The sequence below is a fragment of the Micromonospora tarensis genome (genome assembly GCF_016803395.1).
Classification (GTDB): Bacteria; Actinomycetota; Actinomycetes; order Mycobacteriales; family Micromonosporaceae; genus Micromonospora; species Micromonospora tarensis.
Map to the genome: position 1 here is coordinate 47,556 of NZ_JAEVHL010000005.1, position 23,958 is coordinate 71,513.

Here is a 23,958-nt window from a genome sequence, read left to right on the forward strand (position 1 = left end):
CCGCCTCCGAGGTGCCCTTGTCGCCACCGCGCCCAGTCGCCACGATGGCTGACCGTCAGCTACCGACCCGAGGAGATGCGCGTGTACCTGTCGACCGTCTCCCGGCCGGTCGCCGAGCCACCCGGACCCGGGCCACGGCGTCGACGGCTCGCCCTGGTCAGCGGCAACGTCGTCGCGCTCGGCACGGTCAGTCTGATCACCGACGTCTCGGCCGAGATGGTGGCCGCGGTCCTGCCGCTCTACCTGGTCCTGGGACTGCACCTCAGCCCGGTGGCCTTCGGGGTGCTCGACGGCGTCCACACCGGCGCGACAGCACTGCTGCGCGTCGTCGGTGGTTTCGTCGCCGACCGGTTCCGGCGGCGCAAGCTGGTCGCCGGCGTCGGCTACACGCTCTCGGCGGTCGCGAAACTCGGCCTGCTGCTCGCCGGTCGGTCGGTGCCGGCGATCGGCGCCGTCATCGCCGTCGACCGGCTCGGCAAGGGTGTCCGCAGCGCACCGCGCGACGCGCTGATCACGCTCTCCACCCCACCCGAGGCGCTGGGTCGGGCGTTCGGGGTGCACCGGGCGATGGACAGCGTCGGGGCCTTCCTCGGGCCGCTCGCGGCGTTCGCGGTCCTGCTGGTCGTCGGGCAGTCCTACGACGCGGTCTTCGTCACCAGCTTCTGCGTCGCGGCCCTGGCCGTCGTGGTGCTCGTCCTCTTCGTCCGGGAACACGCGCCCGGCGAGCCGGCGGAGCGCCCCGACGAGCCGAAGGTCTCCGTCCGCGAGGCGCTCGGCCTGTTCCGCGCCGGACCCGCCCGCCGACTGGTGCTGGCCGCGGCGATGCTCGGGCTGGCCACCATCGGCGACGGCTTCGTCTACCTGCTGCTGCAACGCCGGGAAGACCTCGGCCTGCGCTGGTTTCCGCTGCTCGCCGTCGGGACCAGCCTCGCCTACCTGGTGCTCGCCGCCCCGCTCGGCGTGCTCGCCGACCGGATCGGCCGGCTGCCCGTGGTGATCGGCGGCTACACCGCCCTCGGTGCGACGTACCTGCTGCTGGCCGGCCCGGTCGAGGGCTGGCCGCTGATCGCCCTGACCCTGACGCTGTACGGCGCGTTCTACGCGGCCACCGACGGCGTGCTCATCGCGCTCGCCGGACCGGTGCTGCCGGCGCGGGTGCGGACCACCGGTATCGCGTTGGTGCAGACCGGGCAGGCGCTGGCGTACCTCGTCTCGTCCGTCCTGTTCGGTCTCGCCTGGCAGGCGTGGGGCCCGGAGAACGCGATCCGCGCGGCGGCCGTGGCCGTGGCCGGCGTCCTGGTCGGCACCCTGCTCCTGCTGGCCCACCCCACCCGACTCACCACCCGGAAGGCGCCCCGATGACCGCGATGTCGACCCGAGCGAAGCTCGCCGTGGTGGTCACCGCAACCGTGCTGCTGGGCAGCGCGGCGGCCGGCTACGTGGCCATGGCGGCCGAACCGGACCGGACGACGCCGCCGGTCGGCGGCGAGCAGGCGGTCACCCTGGCACCCGGCCCACGCCTGCTGGCGATCACCGATCGGCACCTCTCCACCGTCGCCACGACCGACCCCGCCGGCTCGCGCACCGTCTCCGGCCTGGAATGCCTGCGGGTGTACGCGGCCGCCGGCACCGGCGTCTGCCTGAAGCCGGAGACCGCCTGGTCGTACCAGGTCGTGGTGCTCGACGCCGCGCTGCGCGAGACCCGGGCGGTGAACGTGCCCGGTCTGCCGAACCGGGCCCGGGTCTCGGCCTCCGGGCGGATGGTCTCCTGGACGACGTTCGTCGGTGGCGACTCCTACACCTCCAGTGGCTTCTCCACCCGCACCGGGATCCTCGACACCACCACCGGCGCCACGGTGGCCTCGCTGGAGGAGTTCGCGATCACCCGGGACGGCCGCGGCTACCGCAACCCGGACGTCAACTACTGGGGCGTCACCTTCACCGCCGACGACAACCGCTTCTACGCGACCATGTCGACAGCTGGGAAGCGATACCTGGTCCAAGGTGATCTCGCCGCCCGTACGGTGCGGACGCTGAAGGAGAACGTGGAGTGCCCGTCGCTGTCGCCCGACGGCACCCGGATCGCGTTCAAGGAGGCGATCGACGCCGACCCGGCAAAGGGCTGGCGGCTGTCCGTCCTCGACCTGGCGACCATGCGCGTCACCGCGACGGCCGAGACCGCAAGCGTCGACGACCAGGCCGCCTGGCTGGACGGCGGCGCGCTGGCCTACACGCTGCGTAAGGACGACGGTCAGCCCGACGTCTGGAGTGTTCCGGCGGACGGATCCGGCGCACCGAAGCTGCTGATCCCCGGCGCCGAGTCGCCGTCCCCGCTCACCTGAGGCCCACGACGCCCGGCGGCCAGGACACCTGACCGCCTTGGTGCGGCCAACATCCCGTCATGTCGGATTCCGCGCCGCACCCATCGCCGTTCATCGACGTTCCCGAGGCTGTTGACCATGACAAGGCTCAGCCGTCGCATTTTCGTCCTCAGTGGACTACTGACCGCCGGCGTCGCGGTGACACCCCGCCAGGGTGCCCGCGCCGCGACGCCGTACCCCTTCAAACTCGGTGTGGCCTCCGGTGATCCGGCGCCCGACAGCGTGGTGCTCTGGACCCGGCTGGCACCGTCGCCGCTCAACGCCGACGGGCAGGGTGGCATGGCCGACGCCGACGTGACAGTCGAGTGGCAGGTGTCCACCACCGACCGGTTCACCTCGCTGGTCGCCTCCGGCTCGGTGGTGGCCCGGTACGCCGACGCGCACTCCGTGCACGCTATCGCGGGCGGGCTCGCCGCCGACTCGGACTACTACTACCGGTTCCGGGCCCAGGGCCAGATCTCCCCGGTCGGCCGGACCCGGACCGCCCCGGCGCCCAGTTCCTTCGGCCGTGACCTGGTGATGGCCTTCGCCTCCTGCGCACACTACGAAGCCGGCTACTACACCGCGTACCGGCGGATGGCCGAGGACAACCCGGGGCTGATCCTGCACCTCGGCGACTACATCTACGAGGGTGGTGTCGGCACCTCCAGCGTGCGGCAGCACGTCGGTGCCGAGATCGTCTCGCTGGCCGACTACCGCCGCCGGTACGCGCTCTACAAGTCCGACCCGGACCTGCAGGCGGCCCACGCGGCGGCGCCCTGGCTGGTGGTGCCGGACGACCACGAGGTGGAGAACAACTACGCCAACATGGTCCGCAACGACAGCAGCCCGACGCTTACCGCCGCCCAGTGGACCGCCCGGCGGACCGCCGCGTACCGCGCCTACTACGAGAACATGCCGCTTCGGCCGGCGTCGGCGGCGAGCGGCAACAGCATCCCGCTGTACCGGCGGGTCCGGTGGGGACAGCTCGCCACCTTCCACATGCTCGACACCCGGCAGTTCCGCGACGACCAGGCGTGCGGTGACGGCTGGAAGGTCTGCGCGGACGCCGATCTGCCCTCCCGGTCGCTGACCGGCGCGACCCAGGAGGCGTGGCTGCTCGACGGGCTGGCCCAGCGCTACGGCACCTGGGACATCCTCGGCCAGCAGGTCTTCTTCGCCCAGCAGTCGGACGCGAACGGGGCGATGAGCATGGACGCGTGGGACGGCTACCGGGCCTCCCGCAGCCGGATCCAGACCGGCTGGCAGCAGCGGGGGGTGCGCAACCCGTTGGTGCTCACCGGTGACGTGCACCGGTCGTGGGCCAACGACCTCAAGGCCGACTACGCCAACCCGTCCTCGGCCACCATCGGCACCGAGCTGGTCTGCACCTCGATCACCTCGACCGGCAACGGTAGCGGCAGCACCACGGTCCCGAACGCGGCGGCCAACCCGCACCTGAAGTTCTACTCGGACCGGCGCGGCTACGTCCGTACCACGATCAGCCGCAGCCAGGTCCGCGCGGACTTCCGCGCGGTGAACACGGTGACCGAGCACGGCGCGGCGGCCTCCACACTGCGCTCGTTCGTCATCCTCGACGGCCAGCCCGGCCTCCAGGCCGGTTAGGAGAGCGCCACCATGACCGCGATCACCGCACTACTCACCGCGTCCCTGCTGGTCCCGAACGTGGTGCCGGCACCCACCGCGATGACCGCCGAGGCGGTCACCTGGACCACCGCGAACAGCGTCGCCACCGGCGACCAGGACCTGCCCGCCATCGCCATGAACCGCAACGGTCAGGTCGCGGTGGTGTGGGAGGACGACCGGGACAGCACCGCACCGGAGGACGACACGCACAGCGAGGTCTACCTGCGGCTGTTCCGCGACGGCACCCCCGCGTACGAGCTGAAGCTCTCCACCGGCGGCACCAGCGGGGCCGCCTGGCGACACATCAGCCCGGACGTCGGGCTCGACGACCGGGGCAACGCCGTGGTCGTCTGGGCCGCCGACGGCGACGGCAACGGCGTCTACAACATCCAGTACCGGGTGGTCTCGCCCACCGGCGCGGTGCTCGGCTCGGGGCAGGCCAACGCCTCCGACGCCGGGCAGCAGATCTGGCCGAAGGTCGCCGTCGACCCGGACGGCGCACCCAGCAACGCCGCCGCCGTCGGCTTCAGCGTGGTCTGGGAGGACGTGCAGGGCACCGCTCCGGCCACCGTCAAGGCCGCCGGCTTCACCGCGGCGACCACCAAGGCGTACGAGGTGACGGCCTCGCAGACGACCGGTGCGCACCACCGCCCGGACGTGGCGGTGTCGGCCTCCGGTGAGGCGCTGGTGGTCTGGGACGAGGACGCCGACGCGAACGGCTCGTACAACATCGGGCTGACCCGGCTGGCCCGGGCCAACGGCGCGGTGGTGCTGTCCCGTCGGACGGCCAACGCGCAGAGCGGCGGGCAGCAGCAGCGCGCCTCGGTCGCGGCGAACTTCGCCGGGGACTTCACCGTCGGGTGGGAATCCGACCACACCGGCACCCGGGGCGTCTGGTCCCGATCGTTCACCGCGACCGGTACGGCCCGGCACGACGAGGTCCAGGTCTCCACCGGGACCGGTGCCGGCGTACCCAGCGTCGGCATCGACGACCAGGACAACGTCGTGGTGGGCTGGACGGTGTCGGGCACCAACCCGGACGTCTGGGCGCGCGGTCTGAACCCGGACGGCACGTCCGCCGGCCGGCTGGCGGCCCAGGCGCTGAGCCAGAGCACGACGGGTCGCCAGGAGCACTTCGCGCTCGCCGCGTCGCCCTGGGGTGAGGTGAGCGTCTGTTACACCGACGACAACGACGGAAACGCCTTCGACCAGGTGCTCCTCGGCCTGGGCACGACGAACTCGACCTGGCTCATGTCCGCCGACGAGCTGCGTCGGCTCAAGGCGCGGGGCACCCCGACCCACTGAGCTGACCGGGTCCGGTCAGCGGGCGTGGCCGGGCTCGCCGCTGGCGCTGGCCACCCCGTCGTCTCCGTCGAGGGACGAGGGGGTGGCCACGGCGCGCAGAGTGATCGACTGGTCGTCCTGGTCGACCTCGAACAACGTCCCGGCCGGGAAGGCCGCCGACGTCTCGGGTGGCAACTGGATCGTGCCGTCACCGGCCACCACCGCGAAGTCCCGTCCGTCACGCCCCTCGGCGCCGACCCGGCCGTCGCGGATGGTGACCGCTCGGCCCAGCCGGGCACCCACCTCGCCGTCATGGGTCACCACGACCACGGTGGTGCCCCGCCTCGCGTTGACGGTGTCCAGCGCCGCGAGCACCTCGTCGCGACCGGCCACGTCGAGCTGACTCGTCGGCTCGTCGACCAGGAGCAGGCCGGGCCCGGCGGCGAGCCCCTGCGCCAGAGCGGCCCGCTGGCGCTGCCCCGGGGTCAGGTCGCTCACCCGCCGCGCGCCGGCGCCGCCGAGACCGACCAGATCCAGGATCGCCTCCGGTGGGTCGAGCCGGCGTCCGGCGAGGCGTGCCGCGGGTCGCTGCGCCAACCAGATGTTGCGGGACAGCGACAGGTACGGCAGCAGGTTGCGTTCGGCGCCCTGGAGCACCGTGCCGACCGTGGCCCCGCGGAGGGCGGCCAGGCCCTTGGCGGAGAGTCGGGACAGCTCGTCGTCGCCCACGTAGACCCGCCCGGCGGAGGGTCGCATGAGCCCACCGAGGATCGCCACCAACGTGGACTTGCCGGAGCCGGACGGACCCACCAGCGCCAGCATCTCGCCGGCCGCGATGTTCAGGTCCACGCCGGAGAGAGCGACGACGTCGCCGGTGGCGGTGGGGTAGATGTGGATCAGCCGGTGGCAGGTGACGGCCACGCCCCCGGCCGGCTGTGCGGCGGTCTCCGCCGCGTCCTGCCGCGCGGCGGTCATCGACCGCTCCGGCGGCGCACCGAGGCGGCGACGATCCGGCCGAGCACGGCCGCCGTGAGGGCGAACAGAATGACGGCTGGCACCGCGAACAACAGCAGCCGGTCGACGTCCGGCCAGTCGGGTAACGGGACCGGTGAGCGGCCGTCACTGAACAGCCGCTGCCCGCCCCGGGTGAGGAGCCAGATCACCACTGTGACGAGTGCACCCGACCCCACCGCGAACACGACCGGCCACCCGTAACCGCCACGCACGGCGCGTGGTGGCAACCCCTGCCGACGGAGCGCCACCAGCATGGCCACCCGGGCACGGTGCTCGGCGGAAGCCGTCGCCACCATGCCGGCCGCCCCGATCAGCACCCCGGCCAGCGCGGCAAACACGTTGAAACGCAGCGCCAGAGCCGCTCCCTGCCGATCGAAATCCTCTCGTACCTGGGTGGCCGTCCGGTCACTCCGCACGACCAGACCCTCTGCGCGAAGCCGGTCGAGGACGTTTGCGGGAGCCGAACGCGCCAACCAGACCTCCTCGTTGCCGTTCTGGCTGGCGACGGCGAGTCGGTCCGCGTACTCCAGGTCGACGATGAGACCGGAGCCACCGAGCCGCGGCAGGCGGTCGACCAAGCCTCGGACGGACCCGTTGGTCGGTGTCCCGTCGACACCGTCGTACGGGTGAAGACCGCCGAGCCCCGTCCCCTTCGACCGGGTCAGGTAGCTGGGCAGCGGGAACGGCGCGTCGGCGACACTGACGCCGGCCGGCCTTGCCCGCCGGGCTTCCGGGAGCTCGAGGACCAGCGCCGCTTTCGTTCCGCTCGCGGCGCTGACAGACGTGTTAACCGGATCGAGCAGCCGCCACCGTTGCAGATCGGCGAGCTGTGCGCCGGTCAGCACGACCGTCTCGCCAGCGCCGTCGACGTCGGCAACGCGCAGCTCCTCGAACTGGACCTTGAGTTGCCGGGACACCACGGGAGCGTCGATCTCGATCTTGACCAGCCGGCATTCCTGCGCGCACTCGGGCACCTGGAGGTCGTAATCCTTCCGGCCGGGCTTGATGTCGTCGCGGGGAGGGAGGACCACCCGGGTTCCGTTCCGGCCGGAGATCGTGATCGCGAGGCGGACCCGATTCCCGGCGAAGACCTCGGCGTCGAAGTCGGCGGAGAGCGCCACGGTGAGCTGTCGGCCCCGCAGCCGCACCGGTGTCCCCGGTGCGGCGGGGTGGATGTCTCGGGCGATGTCCGCCAGAGACGCGCCGTACGACGGATGCGGCGCGGCCACCGTCGCCAGCCGGTCCGAGTCCACGGCCAACAGCGGTGTGCCGGCTGCGGCGGGCGAATTCGACACCACCGCGGCCATCGCGAAGTTGCCCTCGGGGTCGACCGCCCGCACGGCCGTCAACAGGTGTGCACGCGACGTCGCGTCGACCTCGACGACGCGGGGCGCGCCGACCTCGACGACCGCCCGGTCGCGGTAGGCGGCCGAAGCGACAGCAGTCGTCGCGACGGTGAAGGCGAGCATCGCGACGACCACGGTGAGCAGGGCGATCAGGGGCCGGAACCGTGGTTGTCGGGCCACCTGCACCAGGGCGAGGCCGACCGCTGTCCGGCCGCGTGCGAGCAGCGCCGCACCCACCGCGGCGCCGGCGATCATCGCGACCCGCGCCAGCAGCACACCCGCGGCGAGCGCTCCGACGACAGGTGCCACCAACGCCAGGCCACTGGGCGATCCGCCAGAGCGCAACTGCACCACGGCGGCCACGGCGACGGACACCGCGACGACGTCGCCGATGGTCGCCCGCCACCCTCGTACCCGCGCCGGCACCCGGCGTAGCAGGTCGACGACCGGCGCGGACATCATCCGAGCCTGGGCCAGCAGCACCGCGGCGAGCGCGCCGACGGCACCGATGGTGGCGAATCCGACGGTGGTCGCGTCCATCCTGACGTCGGCGTGGGTCGGGAGGGTGTGCGCGGCGAGCAGTTTGGCGGCGGCCAGACCGGCCAGGCAGCCGAGGGGAATCGCGACCAGGACGGGCACGGCGTGCTCGCCGATGGCCAGCGCCCACAGTCGTCGGCGCTGCACGCCACGGAGCAGGAGCAGGCCCTGCTCTGGTCGCCGCTGGTCCGCCGCCGAACCGACCGCGACGAAGAGGACCAGCCAGCAGAGCAGGACGAGCAGCCCCGCGCCCAGTGCCACGCCGTCGGCCAGTTGCCCGCGTTGCAGCGTGACGCGATCCAACAGACCGGGCAGGCTTGTGCCGGCCCCGTAACCCGCACGGCCCCCGTCGCGCTTCAGCACCGCGAGCGCCGCCTGCAGGTCCGGTACCGATCGGCTGTCCAACAACTGCTCGGTGGCATAGAGATCGGCCGTCGACCGGAACAGGATCACCCGATCGTCGACGAGGGGTGCGGACTCGGCGCTGAAGATGGCGTCCTCGGCGCTACCCGGGATCGATGTGCTGGCCGAATCCGCCGCTGGGGGCCGAATGAACTCCTGGCCAAGCCAGAACGGATCCTGCACGTCCAGCGGTTGGTAGACGCCGGCCACCCGCACCGGCACCGCGCCGAACGTGAACTGATCCCCGACGACGACACCGAGCCGCGCCGCGGTGTGCGTGCTGACCATGACCTCGGGGAGCTGACCCCTCGAGGTGGCCCGGGGGCAGGCGCCGGTCACGGTGACCCGTTCGCAGACCCCCGCCCGATAGGTCAGGTTCGAGGTCACCGTGCCGGCACGGCCGGCGGCGACACCTCCACTCTGGGCGCCCAGGACGACGTCGAACCCGGCCGGCGTCAACTGCCGGACCTCGCCGGCGAACAGCGTTTTGGTGGGGTCGCCGGGCATCCCCGGATATTCGACGGGCTCGGCGAGTCGCACCCGCAGCTCGTTCGGCTGCGCGGTGGACAGTTCGTAGCGCCACAGGGCCTGCCCGGCCGCGGCGACGTAACTCGGTGCGGCCGCGGCGGCGGCACTGGCGAGCACCGCGAGCAGAAGCACCGCCAGGGCCTGTGCCCGGCGGGCCACGAGCGCTGCCCAGATGATGATCAGCATTGATGGTGATGCTACTGATCTGGTCCGTCGCTCACCGCCCCGTGCGGACGGACCGAGACCTACCGGTTATGGCACGTCCCTCAATCGCGGACGAGCTCTGCCCGGCCCTCGGCGAGGTGCAGCTCCGCTCCGCAGGCGGCGGCGACCTCCGGGTCGTGGGTGGCGAACACGACGGCGGCGCCCCGGCGTGCCTCGTCGTGCAGCAGATCCAGAACCCGCTGCCGATTGCCCGCGTCCAGTTCGCTGGTCACCTCGTCGCCAGCAGCACGCCGCCGCGCAGCGCCAGTCCGCGAGCGAGGGCCGTGCGCTGCTGCTGGCCGCCGGACAGCTCCTCGACCAACTGGTCAGCCTGGCCGGAGAGGCCCAGTCGACCCAACATCGCGGCGGTCTGCTGGCGGGCCTCGGGCGCTGCCACGCCGCTGGCGACCAGTGCCACCTGCAGGTTCTCGGTCGCGGTCAGGATCGGGGCCAGACCGTTGTCCTGCGGGACGAGGACGATCCGGTGCTCGACCGCGTGGTCACGGTCGCGTAGCTCCTGCCCGTCGACTGTCACCGTGCCGTTTCGCGGGCGCAGCAGGCCGGCCATCGCGTGCAGCAGGGTGGTCTTGCCGGCACCTGACGAACCGGTCAACGCCAGCACCCGACCCGGGTGGACCGTCACCGACACGTCCCGGAGGACGGCCGGCGCGTCCCCGTAGCCGACCGACACCCTTTGCACAGTCAACATCTCTACCCGCCCCCTCCGGTACCGGCGTTCCGCAGAGTGCCACGCCCGACCGGATCGCACAATGCTCGTCCAGGGGCGATGCGCGACCCGAAGACGGTCGGCGCGGGCAGGAAACCCGGCATGAAGAAAACCTTCCGAGCCTTCGTTGACTTCGACGATTTGCTACACAACAATCAGTGCTCATATTCACGTCTGTCTTTGGATGGTCATCCGGACGGAGGCACCGTGGCGGAAACCGGCGGCCCGAAACCCCATCGAAAGTGAGGCCACGATGAGACACGGTCGGCGACTGGTCGGCGGCGCAGCCGCGGCCCTACTGGTGGTCACGAGTCTGATCGGGGCCACACCCAGCGCCGCCGCCGCGGCCGTCACCCCGGCGCTCACCACCGCGGTGACCGCCAAGCTGCTCGGCTCCGCCGAACTGTCCACCGCCGCCGCGCGACCGGAGACCCGGGTCACCGTCAGCCGCACCAGCGGCCGGTGGGCGTTCGGTACCGCCGTCGCGCTCGCGCCCCGACAGGAGGACGCCCACCCGACCGGGTCGATCTTCATCGCCCGGTCCGAGCCCGCCGGCTGGCGGATCGCCTTCGACGGCGAGGCCGCCTTCGGCGCACTGGCCGCCGAGTCGCCCCTCGTGACGGGTCAGGAGCGGAGCGTGCTCGCCACCACGCCGGCCCCGATGTACGCGGGCGGCGACTACCGGACCGGCACGGCCCTGCCGTTCGGAGTGGGCCAGACGTGGACGCTCACCAGTGGCCCGCACGGCTGGGGCGGAACCGAGTCGCCGTACAGCTCGGTCGACTTGGCCGGTGGTGACCAGGTGGTCCGGGCGGCCCGAGCCGGCGCGGCGTACACCATGTGCCAGGGCTGGATCCGGGTCATCCACGACCGGGGCTACTCGACCGACTACTACCACCTGTGGAACAGCATCTCCGTCAACGGCGCCAGCGTCGGCCAGGGCGCCGTCCTGGGTAACACCGGCACGGATGTGACCTGCGGTGGAGCCGCCTACGGCCGGCACGTCCACTTCGGGCTCCGGCAGAACAGCGCGTACGTGCCGATCGCCGGGCACGACATCGGCAAGTGGGTGCTGGCCAACGGGGCCGCCGCCTACCAGGGCGGGGCCCGGCACGGTTCGGCCTGGGCCGGCGCCGGGGCGGGTCTCTACAACTACGGTGCGCTCGGCTTCAACCAGGGGGTGGTCGACGCGAACGGCGGCGGGGTGCTCACCCGCCGTGCCGGCCCGGGGACCGGCTACGGCTCGCTCGGCTCGGTGGCCGACGGCGCCACGGTCACCATCTCCTGCTCCGCCAACGGCACCTCGCACACCGGGCGGTACGGCACCACGGCGCTCTGGAACCGGTTGGGCGACGGCAGTTGGGTCTCCGACGCCTACCTGTCGACAGGTGTGAACGGTCCGATCAACGGCTGGTGCTGACGGGTTCGACAGCCGAGGTTGGCGGCTCACCGGCCGCCAACCTCAATCACCGCGAGGAGCGCTCATGTCCGTTCGAAGTCCGCACCGAGGCCGGTTCCTGCTCGCCCTGACCACCGCCCTGACCGGAGTCGTCGCGGCCGCCGCACCGGCCGCCGCCGACCCCGGTGGGTCGTCCCCGCCGGCCGCTCCGCTGGCCAGCGCGTTCGACACCGCCGCGGCCCGGTACGACGTCCCACGGGACCTACTGGTGGCGCTCGGGTACGCCGAGTCGCGGCTGGACATGCACGTCGGCACAGCGAGCGCGGCCGGTGGCTACGGGCTGATGCACCTGGCGAGCAACCGGGCGGCGCGCACCCTGGACGAGGCGGCCACGCTCACCCGGCTCAGCCCCGCCGAGCTGCGCACCGAACCCGCGGCGAACGTCCTCGGGGCGGCGGCCGTGCTGCGCTCGTACGCCGATCAGGCGGGCCTCACCGGCGTGACCCGCGACGACCTGAACGGGTGGTACGGGCCGGTCGCCCGGTACGGCGGCGGCACCGAGGCGTCGGTCGCGCGGCTCTACGCGGACACCGTCTACGACCTGCTGCGCGCCGGCTTCACCGGGCGGGGCGAAGCGGTTTCCGGCCGGCCGGTCGCGCCCCGGCGGGGCGTTCTGGAGCGGGCCGCCGTGCTCGGCGGGATCGGCACCCTCAGCACCGACTACGGGCCGGCCGCGTGGGCGCCGGCCAGCACGAGCAACTACACAACGGCCAGTCGACCGGGCAGTCACCCGGTGAACCGCATCGTCATCCACGTGACGCAGGGCTCCTACGCCGGTTCCATCAGCTGGTTCCAGAACCCGGCTGCCCAGGTCAGCGCGCACTACACCGTCCGCTCCTCGGACGGGGCGGTCACCCAGTCGGTGCGCGAGAAGGACATCGCCTGGCACGCCGGCAACTGGACGTACAACACCCAGTCGATCGGCATCGAGCACGAGGGGTTCGTCGACAACCCGGCCTGGTTCACCGACGCCATGTACCGCGCGTCCGCCGCGCTCACCCGCAGCCTCGCCACGAAGTACGGCATCCCGAGGGACCGGTCACACATCATCGGGCACGTCGAGGTGTCCGGTGCCACCCACACCGATCCCGGCCCGAACTGGAACTGGACCTACTACCTGCAACTGGTGAACGGAGTCACCGGCATCGGCTCCGGCACGGTGCACACCAGCGCGAGCACGCTGAACGTGCGCTCCGGCCCCGGCGTCAGCTATCCGGTGGTCGACGTGGTCGCCAACGGTGCCACCGTCGCCGTGTACTGCCAGACCGTCGGCAGCACTGTCACCGGGCCGTACGGCACGACAGCCGTCTGGAACCGGATCGGCACCAACCGCTACGTCTCCGACGCGTACGTGCTCACCGGGTACGACGGGTACATCCCGAACGTGCCGCGCTGCTGACGGCGCGGCTCGACGCCCGAGCACTGTCGCTCAGCCGGCCGCCGGCGGGTCGAAGAGCAGGGCCAGCTGGGCGTCCAGCGCGTCCAGCGCCTGCTCGGGCGGGTACTGCCCACCCAGCAGATAGACGCCGAGCCCCTCCATCAGCGCCAGCAGGCCGGCCGCGGCGGCGTCGCCCCGGCCCTCGGGCAGGACGCCGGCGATGAACTCGGTGAGCTGCCGGGTGCCCGCCCGGAGGCCGGTCGCGGCGGCCGGACGTACCGCCGTGTAGGCGAGGAACGCCAGCGCCACCCGCCCGTCGTTCCGGGTCCCCTCGTCCAGGGGCAGCAGCGCGGCGAGCATCGTCCGCAGCAGCAGCCGGGGCGGCGGGTTCTCGCCCAGTCGCGCCACCGCCTCGGTGACCCGGATCTGGCTGCGCTCGCGGACCACACTCAGCGCGAACGCCATCATCTCGTCCTTGGTCCGGAAGTAGTGCTGGACCATCCCGGCGGAGACACCGGCCTCGGTGGCCACGTGGCGCAGGCTCACCGCCTCCAGACCCTGGTCGGCGGCGACCCGCATCAGCGCGTCCGCGATCAGGGTGCGGCGCTCCTGGTGATCGACCTTCTTGGGCATGACCTCGATCGTTTCACAGTGGGTGGCCCGGACACCGCGCCAGTGGGCGGCGGCTACCGGCGGGCGGGGTGACCCACCGGCGTGCCCCGCGCGCTGCGCAGCAGGCCGTCCGGGTCGTCGGCGTACAGTCGCAGCTCGTCCACCGGCGCGGACCCGGCCTTCGGCAGGTCGACGGTGAGCGGCCGGCGCAGCAGCACGTCGACGCTCGTCTGGCTGCCGACCGAGATGGACACCACCCGACGGTCGCCCTCCTGCTCGACCTGCACCGATCTGCTCGACGGCAGCGAGCGGTAGCGCTTGCGCAGCGCCTCGACGTCGGTCCACGGGATCCAGATGTCGATGCCGGAGCTGAGGCGTACCCGCAGGCCCCGGTCGCCCACCAGGTGGGGGTGGATCGTCATGCTGGCGTACAGCCCGATCATCCAGAGCAGGCCCCAGACGCCGAGGCCGAGCACGATCCAGCGGGCCGGCCGCCACGGGACCACGTGGGTGACGATGAGGTCGAAGATCGGGATCTCGACGACCGACAATCCGATGAAGATGCCGAGGATCGGTTTGACCACGCCGAGGTAGCCGAACGGCTCGTCGCCGGGCGCCAGCGGCAGCGGGCGACGTCGCGCCCACAGGTAGAGGCTGCGCCACATGGCCGCCTCGGTCACCGCCGCCCGGCGCAGCAGCTGTCCCACACTCGGCCTGGTCGGCGTTTTCGTCTCGGTCATCGTCGTCCTCACGGTGGCGGTGGTGGCGGTCAGTGGACGGTGACGGTCCCGGCCCCGCCGTCGACAGTGACGAGCTGCCCGGTGGAGATCGTCCGGGTGGCCTCCGGCACGCAGATGACGGCGGGGATGCCGTACTCCCGGGCCACCGTCGGGCCGTGGGCCATGACCGCGCCGGTCTCGGTGACCAGCGCGGCGGCGGTGAGGAAGAGCGGAGTCCAGCCGGGGTCGGTGGTCGCGGCCACCAGCACGTCGCCCGGTTCGATGTGGGCGGTGCCCGGGTCGCGGACGACCCGGGCGGGGCCGGTCACCCGGCCGCCGACGCACCCACACCCGCCAGCGTCCCGTCGCCGGGGGGCGCCGCCGGCACTGTCGTCTCGACGTCGGTGCCGTCGGAGAGCAACGCCACCGGCACCGACCGGCGACGCAACTCCCGGCGGTGCACGGCCCGCCGGGCGGCGACCACACCGCGCAGGTCAACACCCTGGTGTACGGCGGTGTGCACCTCGTCGAGGGTCAGGAACATGATGTCGTCGGGCTGGTCCAGCAACCCCGAGTCGTGCAGCTCCGCGCCGATGAGCAGCAGCTGTCGGCGGGTCTCGCGCAGCGGGTAGAGGCCGGCGAACTTGCCGGCCTCGCGCAGGCCGGCCAACGACCGCGCCCGGCGCAGCAGGAACCCGGCGAGCGTGCCCCGGACCGGTCGCCGACGGCGGGCGCGGGCGGCCAGCTCCGCCAACGCCGTCTCCGCCGCCGCGGCGGCCCGCTGGAAGCGCCGGTCGGGACCCTGCTCCGGATCGGTGACCCGCAGGTAGTTGGCGACCGCCGCGAAGACCGGCGTGGGGTCCTCCGCCCAGCGCGGCACACCGAGGTCGACCTCGGCGACGCCCCGGTGACCGTAGCTGTCCAGGAAGGCCGCGACGCCGAGGTCGGGCAGCGTGCCGCGTAGGTAACGCGCGGCCAGCTCGGCCGGCGGGGTGTCGAGGAGGAGTCGCCGGTGCTCGCCCGCGCCCTGGGCGAGCCGCCACAGGGCCAGGTCCATCTCGATGGTGACGTTGTGCGGCATGCCGCCCAGCACCGTGTGGATCTCGTCCGGCCGGGCGATGCCCTTCAGCAGTGCGGTGGGCAGCGCGGCGGCGAGCATCCCCGCGACGATCGGCCACATGATCGCGTCGGCCTGGTCGTCGCCAGTCGCTCGCAGGAAGTTCAGCCGGTCGGCGGCGGTCCGCAGCTCGGCGGGGGCCGCGGAGCGTACTCTCAGCTGCTCGATCACCGCGAACATCCGGGCGCGCGCGGCGTCGGGACGGGCCAGCGCCCGCAGGATGCCCACCACCGCGCGGCCGGCCGTGCGCAGCGACGCCGCCCCCTGCCCCCGGCCCCGCCCGGTGCCGCCGCTGGTCGCGGCGAACCGGGGGTCCGCCAGAACGTGCCGCATCACCGCCTGGGCCCGGGGGCCGAAGTCGACCGCCAGGAGCTTGACCAGTCGCCTGCGCGAGGACCGGTCGCGCACCAGGTCGGTCAGGTCGCCGTAGAGCCGGCCGCCGATGTCGACGATCTCGACCCGGACGCCGAGCGCGGCGAGCATCGCGGTGATCTGTGTTCGTAGGGTCGCCATGCCCATCGGGGTGACCGGTTGCAGCATGCCCTGGACGTGCCCGAACTCCAGGTAGACGCGGGGGAGGGGCTTGTCGGTGGCCGGTGGCGGGGGGAACAGGCTGGTGATCGGTCGGGACTGCAGCAACCACAGCACGTCGTCGGCGTCGATCGCCCACTCCACGTCCTGCGGGCCGCCGAAGTGCCCCGCCAGCCGCTCGCCGACGCCCGTAGCCGGGCCAGCTGCGCGGACGTCAGGCATCCGGTGTCGTCGCGGGCGACGTCGTCGAGGACGTAGTGGTCCACTGTCGTCGCGCCGTCCACGACTGTGGTGCCGAGGCCCGGCGCGGCGTCCACCACCATCTCGTCGCGGCGACCGGTCAGTGGGTTGGCGGTGAAGAGCACCCCCGCCACGGTGGGCGTGACCATTCGCTGCACGACGACAGCCATCCCCACCTCGTGCTGGCCGATCTGGTGGGCGTCGCGGTAGGCGGTGGCGCGGTCGCTGTGCAGGGAAGCCCAACACGTCTCGATGGCGGCGACCAACCCGGCGGTGCCGGTGACGTTCAGGACGGTGTCCTGCTGCCCGGCGAAGCTCGCGTCCGGTAGATCCTCGGCGGTGGCGCTGGAGCGGACCGCCACCGGGCCCGCCCCGAGCCGCTGGTACGCGGCGACGACCTCGGCGGTCGGGACCGTCCCGGTGCGGTGTGCCTCGGTGGTGACGCAGAAACCGTCCGGGACGCGTTCGCCCTGTCTGATCAACTCGCCGAGCCCGGCGGCCTTGCCGCCGACGAGGTCGATCATGTCGGCGGTCACCTCGGACAATCCGATCACCCGCATGAGATCCCACTCCCTTTGCAATGCAACTGCATTGGGTAAGACGGTACCGCTTTTGCGATGCGACTGCAATGTGACCTTCCCGGTGGGTGACCCGGAGCCGAGGCGTTGCCCGCGTCTGCCATGCTCGGCCCGGTGACGACCGGCCGCCCGACCCGAGCCCGTTCCCACCGCCGCCCCCGCGGCCGCATCCTCCTGGTCCTGCTCGCACTGGTCGCGACGGTGGCCCTCCTCGGCGTCGCGTTCGTCGTGCTGCCGATGCTGCGACCGGCGGGTCCCCGCCCGCTCTTCCAGCTGCCCGTCGCCTGCGGCGAGACGTGGCAACTCGGCACCTACCCCGGCCATGACGACTACGACGTCGATCTCTTCCCGACCGAGGGGGAGGCGTGGGGGCGACCGGTCCTCGCGTCCTACGGCGGCACTGTCACCGTGGCGGGCATCAACGGATCGTTGGGCGGCCGTACCCCGGAGAACCCGGACGGCCCACGGGGGCGTGGCGGCGGTTACTGGGTGAAGATCGACCACGGCGGCAAGTGGGAGACGCAGTACCTGCACCTGCTCGAACCGCCACTGGTGACGGTCGGTCAACGGGTCGCCCAGGGAGACCAGATCGGGCGGTTGGGCAGCACCGGCAACTCCGGGGCACCGCACCTGCACTACGAGCAGCGACGGGGCTGGGACAAGGTCGAGACCTACTTCGACGGGGCGCCGTCGGGCATCACCACCGACGACCGCGAATACACGGTCAAGCGGGCGAGCAAGAACTGCCCGACCGTCTCCTGAGGACAGCGGTTTGCCCGGCCCGGCTCTGGGCACTGATTGGGCGGACAGTTCAGACGCAGGGAGGAGCCGGCCATGGTCAAGGGTGACGTCGACACGTACCACGAGGACGGGCAGTGGAAGAACAAGCCGGAGGGCGCCGAGCGGGCCACCAGCACCCATGACGTGAAGGCCGACGCCCAGGCCCAGGGTCGCGAGATGGCGGCTGACCGCGGCGTCGAGCACGTGATCAAGAAGCAGGACGGCACGATCGGGGAGAAGAACACCTATCCCCGCAGTCGTGACCCCCGTGACATCGAGGGCTGACGCTCTCGCTTCCGGTGTGACTGACCTCCTCGGCGTGACCGGGGAGGTCAGTCACTTCGCGGGTCCAGGCCCACAGCAGGCGGCTCGGCGCCGGGCTGCCGTCGAGCCGGCGCGGGCGGACCTACGCCGGGACCACGTAGGGGAACGCGGCGGCGCGGGCGGCCTTGGTGACGTCCGAGGTGAGACCGGATGTGGTGCCGGTGTTGAGGACCAGGGAGAACATCACCTCGGGCACGTTGTCGGCCATGGTGCGGCCGTTGCGCACCGCGAAGCCGTAGTTCGCGGCCGTGCCGACCTGGTACGACAGCAGGTCGGGGTAGAGCTGCCGGGCCACGCTCCAGCCGTACGCCTGCGGGTCCGGCGCGGTGCCGTTCGCCGCGACGACCCCGGCGACCGCGTTGGCGATCTCCTCGCCGTCCTCGGTGAGGTCCTTGCTCGGATGGCGGAAGTTGGCCGGATCGGAGAAGTCGGTGTCGTGCGGCCAGAAGATCGGCCACATCATCGGGTGGCCGGCGCGGTTGATCTGGCGCCAGCCGCCGGCGTCGGTGGCCAGCAGGGTGCGACACCACACACCGATCTCGGTGCCGTCACGCAGCAGCGGCTCGTCGTGGGAGACCTCCAGCACGATCGACTCGACGGTCGTGCCGGCGAAACTGTTCTTGGCCTGGTCGGCGCGCCAGGCGGAGCGGTCCACCGCCGACCCGTTCTTGACCGCGCCGTTGATGGTGGCGAGTTCGTCGAGGTCGATGAAGAACGGGTCGGCGATTCGCCCGGCCCAGATTCGGACGTTGCCGCCGGTCGTCACCGCACCGGTCCGTCCCTCGGCGATGGGGGTGCCCATCGCGGCGTCGTCCGCGGCGTCGGCACCGGTCAGCTCGTACAGCTGGAGAGTCTGGGTGCTGTTGCCGTCGGGCTCACCGAAGGCGAACCGGTAGGTCAGGTTCTCCAGCTCCGAGCCGTTAATGTGGATCTTGATCTCGTAGCGCGCTTCGGCGTGGAAGCCGCGCTTGATGTCAGCCCTGGTCACCGAGCTGTTGACGTCCATGACGAACACCGTGGCGCGGTCGCCGTCAAAGACGTACAGGTCGTCGATGTAGAGCTGTCCGCCCTGGGCGGCGAGGGGGGTGTCGAGATGGTGCGACATGAACTCACTCCCGGATTAGCCATATTAGGACTAATCCGAACATAGTGGTGCACACCTACCTGGCGATGGGCCGTTCGGAGATGTTCCCGAACGGCCACCCACTCGCGTCCGCGTGGTCAGATGCGGGACCACTTCTGGTTGGCGGCCCCGAGGCAGTCCCACAGGTGCAGCTTGCCGCCGTTGTTGGGGTTGGCCTCGCGTACGTCAACGCACTTGTTGGCGTTGAGGTTGACCAGGTCACCGGCGGCGTTGAGGGTGAACCGTTGGGCGGCGTTGCCGTTGCAGCTGACCAGGTTGACCTCGGTGCCGTTGGCGGTGCCGGCCCAGGCCGGATCCATGCACTTGCCCATCGCGCGGATGGTCCCGTCGGAGGCGAAGGTCCAACTCTGGGCCGCGGTGGTGTTGCAGTCCCAGATCTGGAGCTTGGCGCCCTCGACCGGGTCGGCGCCGGGGATGTCGATGCAGCGACCGCTCTGGGCACCCCTGATCCGGCTGGTGCCGGGAGCCGGCTCGCCCCCGCCGGAGGTCCAGCCGTTCACCCGCACGTAGTCGACGAGCATCTGCTGCGGGAACTGGGTGGAGCCGTCCGGGTAGCCGGGCCAGTTACCGCCGACCGCCACGTTGAGGATCATGAAGAAGGGGTGGTCGAACACCCACCGGTTACCGCCGAGTCGGGCGGGGTCGACCCGGTGGTACTGCACCCCGTCCACGTACCAGGTGATCACGTTCGGCTCCCAGTCCACCCGGTAGGTGTGGAAGCCGTCGGCGAGCGGTCCGCCGAGGGTGCGGCTGCCGGTGATGCCCCCGCCACCGGAGTAGCCGGGGCCGTGCACGGTGCCGTAGACGGTGTTGGGTTCCCGGCCGATGTTCTCCATGATGTCGATCTCGCCGGCGTCGGGCCAACCGCCGCCGGTGCCGAGCATCCAGAACGCCGGCCAGATGCCCTGCCCGCGTGGGATCTTGATCCGGGCCTCGAATCGTCCGTAGGTCTGGGTGAAGGTGGCCGCGGTCAGCAGGCGCGCCGAGGTGTACTCGCAGCGCCCGTAGTGGCACTGGTAGTTGGCGGGGTTGTCCCGGCGGGCGGTGATCACCAGGTTGCCCTGGCCGTCGTGGACGGCGTTGCTGGTGCTGTTGGTGTAGTACTGCCGTTCGTTGTTGCCCCACCCGCCGCCGCCGATGTCGAACCGCCACTTGTTCTGGTCGACGGGCGTGCCAGCCGGGGAGTTGAACTCGTCCTGCCAACTGATCGCGCCGATGGCGGCCTCGGCCCGGTCGGGATGCGGTGGAAGGACGAGCGCTGACGTGGTCGCGACGAGGGCGACCGCCATGAGTACGAGAGGACGGAAACGGGCTGTGAACACGGGAGGCTCCTCAGCAGGAGGTGGCGGAGGCGGTGTGGCGCAACGGAGAGCGCTCTCCACAACGAAGCATGTCGATATCGTGTCTCTTCTGTCAAGAGTGTTGCCAATGCCGCGACCGTCCGTTACCACCCGATGACGAGCGATCTCTCCGAGCTGGACGACGGTGACCCGTCGGCGGGACGGGTGCTCCTCGATAGCGGTCGAATCGACCTTTCCTATTGCCGTGGGGCGTCCACCCGGGACAGGATGGCGAGGCGTGCCGGAAACGTTTCCGTAACCTGCACGCTGCTGGTCTCTGTCACAAGGAAGTGGGAGTCAGTCATGAGTGAGGCGTCGACGGCGCTGGGTGTGCGCCTCTACCCGGACCTGGTCGAGCAGGGTGGTCTGGCCCCCGCGCTCATCGAAACCGCTGCCCGGCACGGGCTCGACGTCGGCCGGGTGACCGCCCCCGAGCAGGGTCGGGCCCGGTTCACCTGCGCCGAGTTGAGCTCTGACGAGGGCGTTGTCTGCGTGAAACTCGGCTCGCAGGCCCGCTACTTCATGATCGACCTTCGGGTCGCGGGTGAGGTTGTCGCGCGCGGCGACGTCATGGACCTGCTGCGGGTCGCCCAGGTGGCCGCGGCGTGGTGCACCGGCCTGACGGTCACCGAGCTCACCGCCCGGTTCCCGTTCATGGAGGAGATCAAGCACCGCCCCGCACCGGTGGCCCAGGTCAGTTAGTCGGGTGGGTCAGCAGCGCAGCCGGGGCGGCAGCGCGGAACCGGCGCTCACGTCACGGTTCAGATAGGTCGACTGGACGAAGGCGACGAAGCGTTCCGCGTCGGTCGCGGTGGAGGCCAGCCCGAACGAGACCCGCACCGCCCCGCCCGTCGGCAGGTCCAGCGCGGAGAGGTACTGGTCGATGGTGTCGACCCGGGCCAGCAGCCGCCGCCGCGTCGACGTCCGGCTGATCCCGAACGCGCCCTCACCCGCGCCCGGGTTGCAGAAGCAACCGGTCCGCAGGGAGAACCCGGCCGCCGCGGACTCCCGCGCGACGAGCCGTTCGTCGACGAGCGTGCCGTCCGGGTGGTAGAGGTTGAACGTCACCGTGCCGCCGCGCCCCACGCCCGTCGTCGGCCCGTACACCCGGACCAGCGGCCCACCGGTGTCGTGCCGCAGGGTGGCCAGCCGCTCCAGCAGCCATTCGGTGAGCAGAGCGACCCGGGAGTGCACGACGTCCACGCCGATCGAGTCGAGCCAGCGCACCCCGAACTCCACGTCCGGGATGCTCAGGAAGTTGAGCGTGCCGTCCTCGAACGCCGACTCGTCGTCCATCGGCCGGTGCCAGTCGCCCTGCACACTGACCGCGCGGATCGTGCCGCCGGCGAACCACGGCCGGCGCAGCCGGGCCAGCGCCTCACGGCGGGCCAGCAGCGCACCGACCCCGGTGGGGTAGCCGAACATCTTGTAGAAGCTCAGGCAGACGAAATCAGGCCGGACGACGCTGAGGTCCAGTCGGTTCGTCGGCGCGAAGGCGGCGGCGTCCAGCAGCACGTCGAAGCCGCGCTGCTGGGCCACCGTCACCCAGCTCAGCGGGTGCTGCACACCGGAGAAGTTGCTCTGCGCCGGAAACGCGAACAGCCCTCGACGACCGGCCCGAACCGAGCGGCCCAGCCTGCGCCGGCCGCCGTCCAGCATCCCGACCAGGTCCGACTCGGCGACCCGCAGCTCCGGCCCGCGCAGTGGCACGTAACGGACTGACGCGTTCGCTGACCGGGCGTACTCCCGGATGCCGTTCACCGAGTTGTGGTTGTCCCAGGTCAGCACCAGCGGCGCGGCCGGGCCGAAGCCGAAGGCCTCGCCGACCAGCCGGCAGGCGCCGCTGGCGTTCGGTGTGAAGACGACTGTGAACTCGGCCGGGTCCGCGCGGAAGAAGTCGAGCACCGCGCGGCGCGCCGATTCCACCAGAGCAGCCGCCGCCACACTCGTCGGGTTCTCCGAGTGCGGGTTGCCGTACAGGCCGGCGAGCAGCCGGTCATGATGTTCGCGGACCTGGGCCCGGGCCGCCACCCCGGCCCCGGCGTAGTCGAGGTAGACCTGCCCGTCGGTGTCCAGGTGTCGGTACTCGGTGGCGCGCAGGTCGTCGATCCGGCCGGTCGCGGCGTATCCCGGCAACGCCGCGGGGGAGGCGTGCGGGGTCGGCTCAGGACGCGGCACGGGAGTCCCTTCGGGCCAGCACCGCCCAGGTGGCGATCAGGAAGAGCACCACGAAGCCGCCGAGCACCAGCCAGTTCACCCACACCGGCCGGGCGAAGCTGTCGCCGTACGTGGCCAGCAGTGGCGGGCCGAGCGGTGAGCCGCCGTCGCGCCAGAGCCGCTCGACCCCGGCGGTGTGCCCCAATCCCTCGAACGCCCACCGGTTCGACATCGCGTAGCTGAGCCACTGGCCGCCGACCGCCATCGCCGGCACCGGCAGGATCGCGCCGACGAACAGCACCTGGGGAAAGCAGAGCATCGGCAGCAGGAGCGTCGCCTGGGCCGCATCGGACACCGCCGCGGAGCACAGCAGACCAAGGGCGAGCGCCGCCGCCGAGGAGAGCAGCACTGTCGCGTACAGGGCGGCGAAGTCGGCCCCACCGACCGGCGGCAGCCGGTCGATACCGCGCAACACCCCGAGCAGCGCCAGGTCCACCAGGGCGAGCAGCGGCAGCAGCACCGCGACCTTCGCCAACAGGTACGGCGCCAGCCGGACCCCCGCCAGCCGCTCCCGGCGCAGGATGGGCAGCTCGGTGCAGATCTGTAGCAGCCCGTAGGTCAGCCCGAAGAAGAATCCGCCGAACGCGATCCAGAACAGGATCATCACGGTCACGGCCGGGCTGGGCCGCGTCGGGTCGAACGCGCCGGGACGGAACAGCAGCGCGAACATGCCGAGCACCATCAGCGGTGAGCCGAGCAGGATCGCCAGGGTCAGCCGATTGCGGGCGACGATCTCCGCGTTGCGCGTGGTGAGCACGGCCCACTGACGCAGCCGACCGACCCGCCGGGGCGCCTGCGCTTCGCGGTCGACGTCGCCGCTCGTGCTGGCGGGCGGGTCGGCGTCGCGCTGCGTCGGACCGGCGGGCGGGTCGGCTTGGCGCTGCTCGGCGAAGCGCGCGGGCCACTCGGCGGGGTGCGCCGCCTCGTCGAGCCGCAGGTGCACCTCGACGAGGGACCGTAGGCCGAAGAAGTCCCGGGCGGCGGCGGGAGTGCCGGCGAACGCCAGCCGGCCCTGGCGGGTCAGCACGACGACCCGGTCGCAATGCTCCACGTCGGTGACCTGGTGGGTGGTGAGCACCACGACCCCGGCCGGTCCGGCGAGGCGGGCCGGACGCAGCCGGGCGGCGTAGCGCAGGGTGTGCGCCAGGGGCAGCTCCCGATGGATGATGTCGTCCTGCGGAACGACGCCGATGGCGCCCGCCGTGACGACGCCGTCGTACGCCACGCTGCCCGTGGTCGGCACCCGTATCCCGGCGAGGGTCTCCAACAGGGTGGTCTTACCGGCGCCGCTGGCGCCGATGATCGCGACCAGCTCACCCGGGGCGATGCCGAGGGAGATGTCGTCCAGGATCGGTCGACCGCCACGGACACTCTGACCCAGTCGCTGGGCGACGATGCCGACACCGGCACGTGGGGGAGACGTGGTCTGTTCGGTCGTCATGTCGAGTGCCCGATCCGGTCGGTGAGGGC

Annotated in this window: 22 protein-coding genes and 2 pseudogenes; 10 read left to right on the plus strand and 14 right to left on the minus strand. The window is 71.9% G+C overall.

Annotated elements, in window-relative coordinates:
• Nucleotides 1-75 precede the first annotated feature (75 nt).
• From JM949_RS02280 to JM949_RS02295, 4 genes are all read left to right on the plus strand, one after another.
• Nucleotides 76-1,362 carry an MFS transporter gene (locus tag JM949_RS02280; protein ID WP_203146793.1) on the plus strand — a complete coding sequence of 429 codons (1,287 nt, stop codon included), beginning with the start codon at nt 76-78 and terminating at the stop codon, nt 1,360-1,362.
• The gene (locus JM949_RS02285) at nt 1,359-2,342 is read left to right on the plus strand and encodes a TolB-like translocation protein (RefSeq protein WP_203146794.1); all 984 of its coding nucleotides are present in this window, start codon (nt 1,359-1,361) and stop codon (nt 2,340-2,342) included. The genes JM949_RS02280 and JM949_RS02285 overlap by 4 nt, the downstream gene beginning before the upstream one ends.
• A gap of 117 nt (nt 2,343-2,459) precedes the next feature.
• Nucleotides 2,460-3,986 carry an alkaline phosphatase D family protein gene (locus tag JM949_RS02290; RefSeq protein WP_203146795.1) on the plus strand — a complete coding sequence of 509 codons (1,527 nt, stop codon included), beginning with the start codon at nt 2,460-2,462 and terminating at the stop codon, nt 3,984-3,986.
• 12 nt (nt 3,987-3,998) lie between these two features.
• Entirely contained in the window at nt 3,999-5,312 is a 1,314-nt protein-coding gene (locus JM949_RS02295) for a hypothetical protein (protein ID WP_203146796.1), read from the plus strand.
• A gap of 15 nt (nt 5,313-5,327) precedes the next feature.
• On the opposite strand, the gene JM949_RS02300 is transcribed toward JM949_RS02295, so the two are convergent.
• The 4 genes from JM949_RS02300 to JM949_RS02310 form a co-directional block, all read right to left on the minus strand.
• Complete coding sequence (locus tag JM949_RS02300) at nt 5,328-6,266, minus strand: ABC transporter ATP-binding protein (protein WP_203146797.1); 939 nt, start codon at nt 6,264-6,266, stop codon at nt 5,328-5,330.
• The gene (locus JM949_RS02305) at nt 6,263-9,304 is read right to left on the minus strand and encodes an FtsX-like permease family protein (RefSeq protein ID WP_203146798.1); all 3,042 of its coding nucleotides are present in this window, start codon (nt 9,302-9,304) and stop codon (nt 6,263-6,265) included. The genes JM949_RS02300 and JM949_RS02305 overlap by 4 nt, the downstream gene beginning before the upstream one ends.
• 80 nt (nt 9,305-9,384) lie before the next feature.
• A complete protein-coding gene (locus JM949_RS38935) occupies nt 9,385-9,555 on the minus strand; it encodes an ATP-binding cassette domain-containing protein (RefSeq protein ID WP_309231963.1) in 171 nt (56 codons plus the stop codon).
• On the minus strand, nt 9,552-10,013 hold the full coding sequence (locus JM949_RS02310) for an ATP-binding cassette domain-containing protein (RefSeq protein WP_309231964.1): 462 nt from the start codon (nt 10,011-10,013) through the stop codon (nt 9,552-9,554). Before JM949_RS02310 ends, JM949_RS38935 begins: the two co-directional genes overlap by 4 nt.
• A gap of 96 nt (nt 10,014-10,109) precedes the next feature.
• On the opposite strand from JM949_RS02310, the gene JM949_RS36280 reads away from it, so the two are divergent.
• The 3 genes from JM949_RS36280 (at nt 10,110) to JM949_RS02320 (ending at nt 12,907) form a co-directional block, all read left to right on the plus strand.
• Nucleotides 10,110-10,295 (plus strand): hypothetical protein, encoded by a 186-nt coding sequence (locus tag JM949_RS36280; protein WP_238432430.1) that lies wholly within the window; start codon nt 10,110-10,112, stop codon nt 10,293-10,295.
• 7 nt (nt 10,296-10,302) lie between these two features.
• Nucleotides 10,303-11,469: a peptidoglycan DD-metalloendopeptidase family protein gene (locus tag JM949_RS02315; RefSeq protein ID WP_238432431.1), complete on the plus strand. Its 1,167-nt coding sequence runs from the start codon at nt 10,303-10,305 to the stop codon at nt 11,467-11,469.
• Between the two features lie 64 nt (nt 11,470-11,533).
• Nucleotides 11,534-12,907, plus strand: a complete 1,374-nt coding sequence (locus JM949_RS02320) for an N-acetylmuramoyl-L-alanine amidase (protein WP_203146799.1) — start codon at nt 11,534-11,536, stop codon at nt 12,905-12,907.
• A 30-nt stretch (nt 12,908-12,937) separates the two neighbouring features.
• Here the strand turns inward: JM949_RS02320 and JM949_RS02325 are convergent, their stop codons facing one another.
• From JM949_RS02325 to JM949_RS39520, 6 genes and pseudogenes are all read right to left on the minus strand, one after another.
• The gene (locus JM949_RS02325; protein ID WP_203146800.1) at nt 12,938-13,519 is read right to left on the minus strand and encodes a TetR/AcrR family transcriptional regulator; all 582 of its coding nucleotides are present in this window, start codon (nt 13,517-13,519) and stop codon (nt 12,938-12,940) included.
• 53 nt (nt 13,520-13,572) lie between these two features.
• A complete protein-coding gene (locus tag JM949_RS02330) occupies nt 13,573-14,238 on the minus strand; it encodes an OrsD domain-containing protein (protein ID WP_203146801.1) in 666 nt (221 codons plus the stop codon).
• Nucleotides 14,239-14,267: 29 nt separating this feature from the next.
• Complete coding sequence (locus JM949_RS02335; RefSeq protein ID WP_203146802.1) at nt 14,268-14,546, minus strand: PEP-utilizing enzyme; 279 nt, start codon at nt 14,544-14,546, stop codon at nt 14,268-14,270.
• Nucleotides 14,543-15,847 (minus strand): PEP-utilizing enzyme, encoded by a 1,305-nt coding sequence (locus JM949_RS02340; RefSeq protein WP_203146833.1) that lies wholly within the window; start codon nt 15,845-15,847, stop codon nt 14,543-14,545. Before JM949_RS02340 ends, JM949_RS02335 begins: the two co-directional genes overlap by 4 nt.
• 147 nt (nt 15,848-15,994) lie before the next feature.
• Nucleotides 15,995-16,087 (minus strand): annotated as a pseudogene (locus tag JM949_RS39515) (hypothetical protein); the annotation flags it as partial.
• Nucleotides 16,088-16,161: 74 nt separating this feature from the next.
• Nucleotides 16,162-16,665: pseudogene (locus JM949_RS39520) on the minus strand (PEP/pyruvate-binding domain-containing protein); the annotation flags it as partial.
• A 132-nt stretch (nt 16,666-16,797) separates the two neighbouring features.
• On the opposite strand from JM949_RS39520, the gene JM949_RS02350 reads away from it, so the two are divergent.
• Nucleotides 16,798-17,445 carry a M23 family metallopeptidase gene (locus JM949_RS02350; protein ID WP_407664679.1) on the plus strand — a complete coding sequence of 216 codons (648 nt, stop codon included), beginning with the start codon at nt 16,798-16,800 and terminating at the stop codon, nt 17,443-17,445.
• 72 nt (nt 17,446-17,517) lie between these two features.
• Nucleotides 17,518-17,748 (plus strand): DUF2188 domain-containing protein, encoded by a 231-nt coding sequence (locus JM949_RS02355; RefSeq protein ID WP_203146804.1) that lies wholly within the window; start codon nt 17,518-17,520, stop codon nt 17,746-17,748.
• Nucleotides 17,749-17,869: 121 nt separating this feature from the next.
• Here the strand turns inward: JM949_RS02355 and JM949_RS02360 are convergent, their stop codons facing one another.
• Both JM949_RS02360 and JM949_RS02365 read right to left on the minus strand, forming a co-directional pair.
• Entirely contained in the window at nt 17,870-18,892 is a 1,023-nt protein-coding gene (locus JM949_RS02360) for a DUF4331 family protein (protein ID WP_203146805.1), read from the minus strand.
• 116 nt (nt 18,893-19,008) lie between these two features.
• Nucleotides 19,009-20,220 (minus strand): family 16 glycosylhydrolase, encoded by a 1,212-nt coding sequence (locus JM949_RS02365; RefSeq protein WP_203146831.1) that lies wholly within the window; start codon nt 20,218-20,220, stop codon nt 19,009-19,011.
• A 354-nt stretch (nt 20,221-20,574) separates the two neighbouring features.
• On the opposite strand from JM949_RS02365, the gene JM949_RS02370 reads away from it, so the two are divergent.
• Nucleotides 20,575-20,973, plus strand: a complete 399-nt coding sequence (locus tag JM949_RS02370) for a hypothetical protein (protein WP_203146806.1) — start codon at nt 20,575-20,577, stop codon at nt 20,971-20,973.
• Between the two features lie 9 nt (nt 20,974-20,982).
• On the opposite strand, the gene JM949_RS02375 is transcribed toward JM949_RS02370, so the two are convergent.
• On the minus strand, nt 20,983-22,449 hold the full coding sequence (locus JM949_RS02375) for an aminotransferase class V-fold PLP-dependent enzyme (RefSeq protein ID WP_203146807.1): 1,467 nt from the start codon (nt 22,447-22,449) through the stop codon (nt 20,983-20,985).
• On the minus strand, nt 22,436-23,929 hold the full coding sequence (locus tag JM949_RS02380) for an ABC transporter permease (RefSeq protein ID WP_203146808.1): 1,494 nt from the start codon (nt 23,927-23,929) through the stop codon (nt 22,436-22,438). The genes JM949_RS02375 and JM949_RS02380 overlap by 14 nt, the downstream gene beginning before the upstream one ends.
• Nucleotides 23,930-23,958 lie beyond the last annotated feature (29 nt).